Source organism: Candidatus Cryosericum odellii (genome assembly GCF_003570935.1).
Lineage (GTDB): Bacteria > Caldisericota > Caldisericia > Cryosericales > Cryosericaceae > Cryosericum > Cryosericum odellii.
Map to the genome: position 1 here is coordinate 1 of NZ_QXIU01000074.1, position 5,525 is coordinate 5,525.

Genomic DNA, 5,525 nt, shown 5'->3' on the forward strand with positions numbered 1-5,525 from the left:
GTCGGCGTCCCGAAGACGATGGACAATGACCTGTCAGGAACAGACTCCACATTCGGATTCGACACGTCAGTAAATGTTGCTCTTGACGCTTCGCGAAGGTTGAAGGACACTGCACTGTCCCATCGGCGCATCATCATCCTGGAAGTCATGGGCAGGCACGCCGGATGGGTTGCACTCTACACCGGCATTGGCTCAGGAGCCGATTACACGCTGATCCCCGAGGTTCCCATTGACTGGGACGCCATGGTGCAGCAGGTCATGACCGCCTATAAGCGCAAGAAGTATGCCTTCATTGTCGTGAGCGAGGGAGTAGAAGTCACGCAGGCCACCGGCGAGAGTCTGGACGACTTTGGCCACATGCTGCTGCAGAACAGGGGTGTGGGACCGGAATTGGCGAGGATCGTCGAAGAGAAGACGGGAGTCTCGACTCGTTCAGCCACGATAGGGCACATCCAGCGGGGAGGCAGTCCCACCCTGTTCGACCGCATCCTGGGATCCCGCGTCGGTGTGAAAGCCGTTGAGATGATCCATGATGGCGAATTCGGCAAGATGGCTGCTCTCCGCGGCACCGAAATAGTCGCAATTCCGCTCACCGAAGCTGTTGGCAAGCTCAAGACGGTCTCTCAGGAGTGGATCGACCTCCTGAAGGTCTTCTCCAAGTAGCCATGAAACGCATCGGACTTCTGACGAGCGGCGGCGATGCCAGCGGCATGAATGCTGCCATCCGCGCAGTTGCACGCACGGCTGCGTCTATGGGAGTCGAGGCGGTCGGGTTCGAGCGCGGCTACGACGGACTGGTATCCAACACGTGGATAGAACTCAACGCACGCAGCGTCTCCGGCATCCTGGAACTCGGAGGCACAATGCTCAAGAGCGCCCGCAGTGAACTGTTCCGCACTGAGGAAGGCCGTAAGCAGGCAGCGCTCGTCGTCCAGGAGAATCGGCTGGACGGCATGGTCATCATCGGGGGCAACGGCTCACAGACTGGTGGTTACCTGCTCGGCCAGTTGGGTGTTCCCGTCGTCGGGGTCGCGTCGACTATCGACAACGACCTGTATGGCTTCGATTACACCATCGGGTTTGATACTGCCGTCAACATCGCCATTGATGCCATTGACCGTATTCGCGACGTGGCAGAGTCTCACGACCGCGTATTCGTCGTCGAGGTCATGGGCAGAGACAATGGCTCCATCGCACTCGAAGCCGCTCTGGCGACGGGCGCCGACATCGTTCTGACCCCAGAACTACCCTTCAGCATTCCCGAACTCATCACGCGCCTTCACGATGACGTCATGGCGCACAAGAAACACCACATCATCGTCATGGCAGAAGGCGCAGGACATGCAGAGGAGCTGTCTCACTACATCAGTGCCAACTTGCCGGTGGAGTGCAGGGCGACCGTCCTTGGCTACGTCCAGCGAGGGGGGAGCCCCACACGCTTCGACCGCATCCTGGCCAGCACATCGGGTGAAGCGGCCGTTGTCGCACTCAACGAAGGCCACTCGGGTGTCGTCGCAGGAACACGCGACGGACATATTGTCCTTCAGGAAACGCTTGAAGCAGTGACCCGGCGCAACCTTCTCAAGCCAGAGCTTGTGGAACTGCTGAAGCGAGTATCCATCTAGTCTTGCTTTATCCCGGGAGGACCAAGTGGGTCGAGTCTTCAAGTCGCTGACCTTCCAGATTATTGTGACTGCCCTGGTCATCGTGGGCATCTCGATGGCAATTCTGAGCAATCGCCTTATTGTTGAGTTTCAGAATGAACTCGTCAACAAGGAGAGTGAGACCCTCCAGGCCATAGGATCGCAGGCCGTCGAGCGCTGGAGCCGTATGTACGGCGAACTGTCTACCGGCTATCAGTTCGACACATTGAGCCAGACCAGGCAGAACGAATTGATGAGCATCTTCCTCTCCAAATCCTATTATGACTACATCAACGCGTTTAGGGACAACTTCCCGCGTGTCAGCATCGGATACCAGATCAGCCTCTTCACCCCAAGTCTTGTCTACCTGACGGACGCATCATACAACCCGTTACCCAAGCTGACCATCGCTCTTCCCTTGAAGGCAGGCACACGGACAGTCGGCTACCTGGTCATCGACAGAGACATGTCCCAGGTCCTCGCTCCGTTGCAACGCGTCCGCTTCGAGGCTTTCAAGACTTCGACCGTCTCCATCGGGCTGAGCGGCGCAGCAACCATCGTCCTGCTGGCTTTCTTCCTGGTACGGCTGTTGTCCCTGCGCCGCAGCGTCGTCCGGCTCAAGACCAACCTGGATACGCCCGTGCCGCGCGGTGGAGGGGAGCTGGGAGAGATCTCGCGCGCTGTCGCCGATCTGGCACACTCACTCAAGCGGAGTATCGAAGAAGCAAAGCAGACCGAGGCCCTCAAGACTCTCGGCACCTTTACAACCGGCATCGCCCACGAGGTACGCAACCCGCTCACAAGCATCAAGGGATATGCCAGCCTTCTGGAAAAGAAGCTGCAGGGGCGCCCCGAAGCCAAATACATCATCCCCATCCGCAGTGAAGCCGACCGCCTCGAAGCGCTAGTCAAGGACCTCCTCACTTTTGGGCGCCCGTCGCCGGTCCAGCCGATCGAATTCGATCTCCGGGAGTTCTTTGCTTCGCTCGGCGAGCTCATGGTACAGCAGTTCAAGGATGGCCACGCGACGCTCGACCTCCAAGTGCCACAGGTCATGGTCACTTGGGATGCGCGCCAGACCGAGCAGATGTTCATGAACCTGCTGCAGAACGCCATACAGTCGATGCAGGACAAGGAAGACGGAACTGTCACCGTCACAGCACAGACCGAAGCGGATCGGGTTATCGTCGAGATACGTGATGTCGGTGTCGGTATCAGGAACGAGGACAGGCCCAAGATGTTCACGCCATTCTTTACGACCAAGGAACATGGTACAGGTCTTGGCCTTCCCATTTCCCAGAAGATCGCATCCTTCCACAATGGGGTTATTACTTATGAGAGTACAGAGGGAGCAGGCACAACGTTCATTGTCAACATGCAGCGAATCATCAATCCTGGTGTTTGACTCGGACTTCGAAACCGATAAAATATGCAATTGCCTATGAAAACCCTGAGCAAGCTCATTCTGGTCGTAGACGACGAGGAAAACATACGCGAACTACTTCGCGAATCACTTGAGGACGAAGGCTATCGCGTCAATGTCGCCAAGAACGGCCAGGAAGCAGTCGAGAAGGCTAAAGCTATAAGTCCGGACACCGTCCTGATGGACGTCAAGATGCCCGTCATGAGTGGTATGGATGCTTTTCTCAAGATCAAAGAGTCCCAGCCTGATCTCCCCGTCATTTTCCTGACAGCGTTCGGTTCGTCGGATCTCGCCATTTCGGCCATGAAGTCCGGCGCCTATGACTACCTGACTAAACCGTTTGACATCGATGAGGTGAAAATCAAGGTCAAGAGGGCGCTCGAGCTTCGCGAATTATCGTTTCTCTCAGGACGGACCCGCCCCGAGGACCTTCCCGTCATCAACAGCGATGAGCTGGTTGGTCAGAGTCCACTGATGCAGGAAGTCTACAAGCAGATCGGCAAGGTCGCCAGCTCGGACGCGACCGTTCTCGTTCTCGGCGACTCAGGAACCGGCAAGGAACTGGTCGCCAAGGCTGTTCACAATAACAGCCATCGGAAGGACTGTGCATTCGTTGTCGTCAACTGCGCGGCCATCCCGGAGAACCTTCTCGAAAGTGAGTTGTTCGGTCACGAAAAGGGAGCCTTCACTGATGCCTTCGAGACGCACATCGGCAAGTTCGAGCAAGCCTCCAGTGGCACTATCTTTCTCGACGAGATCGGCGATATGTCACTGCCGCTTCAGGCCAAACTGCTGCGAATCCTGCAGGATGGAGGTTTCGAACGCGTCGGCGGCCATGAGCACCTGACGTCGTCCGCACGTGTCATCGCGGCCACGAACCAGGACTTGACCAGACTGGTCTCTGAACGGAAGTTCCGCGAGGACTTGTTCTATCGTCTCAACGTCATTACGCTACGGCTTCCCCAGCTGCGCGACCGGCACGGCGATATCGTGTTGCTGGCTCGCCACTTCCTCAGAAAATACGCCGCCAAGTATGGGCGCGATGTCACTGAGATTGCAGACCAAACCTTGGAGCGCCTCGATGCGTACGAGTGGCCGGGAAATGTCAGAGAGCTGGAAAACGTCATCGCCCGGGCAGTCATCATCTCCCAGGCACACGTGCTCCTTCCCGAAACAGTGGACCTTGACTCTCAACCCATTTTGCATCGGCGTGAGGAGTCTTCAGTTCCTGAGGGTCAGCCGCTGGTGGCACAACCCACACAGCCGCAACCCGTCGCCGCAGAGGGCAACGGGGGGCTTCGCCTGTCAGATGCCATCCAGCAAATGGAGATCGATATGATCCGCAAGGCGTTGCACGAATCCGGCGGCAATAAGACCAAGGCCGCCCAGTTCCTCGGCATCTCTCGCAAATCGCTGTTCAACAAGATTCGGGACTACAAGCTGCAGGATCGGGATCAGTAGCAACGACACCTCGCAACTGATCTCCTCAGTCTATTGAGCCCCGGACACGAACCACCGGGGCTTCTTCTGTTTTCAATAGTGCAGGTACAGCCTCGTGTCCCCCTCTTTGACAAGAGCTGCAGGTAGAAGTACCATCATATAATCATGCGGACAAGCCGAACTGCCAACATAGCAGCCGTCGTAGCATCGGCGTTCGTCTGGGGAACGTCCTTTACCGTATCCAAGCTGGCCTTGCGCTGGATTCCGCCGCTTTCGCTCGCGTGGATACGCTTCGCGCTCGCAAGTGTCATTCTGTTCGTCTGGCTGCTTGTTCGTCACGAAGACCTCCGCCTGGACCGCCGGGCATTCGGCACTATGATTCTGGGAGGAGTCTTAGGTTATACGCTGAGCTACCTCTTCGAGAACGTGGGGCTTGCCCTGTCAACAGCCTCCGAGATCTCGCTCATGATGGGTGTTTTTCCCGTGCTGTCGCTCCTGGTGGAGGCTTTGGTATACCACAGGAAGTTCTCGCATGTGGCCGTCACGGGCATCGGGCTGTCCGTCGTCGGCGTCATTCTCATCGTCGACCCGCGTTCACTTGGAGGAAGCTTGGGAGGAAAGCGTCTGCTTGGCGATGGACTCATCATCCTCTCGGGCATCTGCTGGGCTTTCTACAGCATCCTTGTCAAGAACCTGTCCAACAACAGCTCGGCCAGCAGGACTGCGATGTTTCAGATGCTGTTCGGCAGTATCGTCCTTCTGCCTCTGGCAGGGGCGTTCGAGCGCCCGGTCTTCCCGGTCCCCGCAGCAGCTGTCTGGGCTGTCATCTATCTAGCGGTTTTCTGTTCAGTCGGAGGGTACTCACTATACAACTATGGGGTCGCCAGAATGACATCGACCCAGGCGGTCAACATCCTCAACCTTATCCCGGTCTTTGGCGTGCTGACCTCCTGGGTCGTGCTGCACGAAACAGTGACAGTGATGCAATTGGCCGGCGGAGCCGTCGTCCTTCTGGGCGT

5 protein-coding genes are annotated in these 5,525 nt (G+C 57.2%); all 5 read left to right on the forward strand.

Going from position 1 to position 5,525, the window contains the following annotated elements; all coding sequences use genetic code 11:
* The coding region (locus SMC5_RS03005) for a 6-phosphofructokinase (protein WP_119119531.1) at nucleotides 1-663 on the forward strand (663 nt) is incomplete at its 5' end.
* A 2-nt stretch (nucleotides 664-665) separates the two neighbouring features.
* Nucleotides 666-1,625, forward strand: a complete 960-nt coding sequence (locus SMC5_RS03010; protein ID WP_119119532.1) for an ATP-dependent 6-phosphofructokinase — start codon at nucleotides 666-668, stop codon at nucleotides 1,623-1,625.
* Nucleotides 1,626-1,650: 25 nt separating this feature from the next.
* On the forward strand, nucleotides 1,651-3,048 hold the full coding sequence (locus SMC5_RS03015) for a sensor histidine kinase (protein WP_119119533.1): 1,398 nt from the start codon (nucleotides 1,651-1,653) through the stop codon (nucleotides 3,046-3,048).
* Nucleotides 3,049-3,084: 36 nt separating this feature from the next.
* The gene (locus SMC5_RS03020) at nucleotides 3,085-4,527 is read left to right on the forward strand and encodes a sigma-54-dependent transcriptional regulator (RefSeq protein ID WP_119119534.1); all 1,443 of its coding nucleotides are present in this window, start codon (nucleotides 3,085-3,087) and stop codon (nucleotides 4,525-4,527) included.
* Nucleotides 4,528-4,671: 144 nt separating this feature from the next.
* On the forward strand, nucleotides 4,672-5,525 hold an 854-nt coding region (locus tag SMC5_RS03025; protein ID WP_133299152.1), incomplete at its 3' end, for a DMT family transporter.

Excerpts from the sequence above, each read along its gene's own strand:
- SMC5_RS03020 (WP_119119534.1), top strand. The coding sequence starts at position 3,085 with ATGAAAACCCTGAGCAAGCTCATTCTGGTCGTAGACGACGAGGAAAAC.
- SMC5_RS03010 (WP_119119532.1), top strand. The coding sequence starts at position 666 with ATGAAACGCATCGGACTTCTGACGAGCGGCGGCGATGCCAGCGGCATG.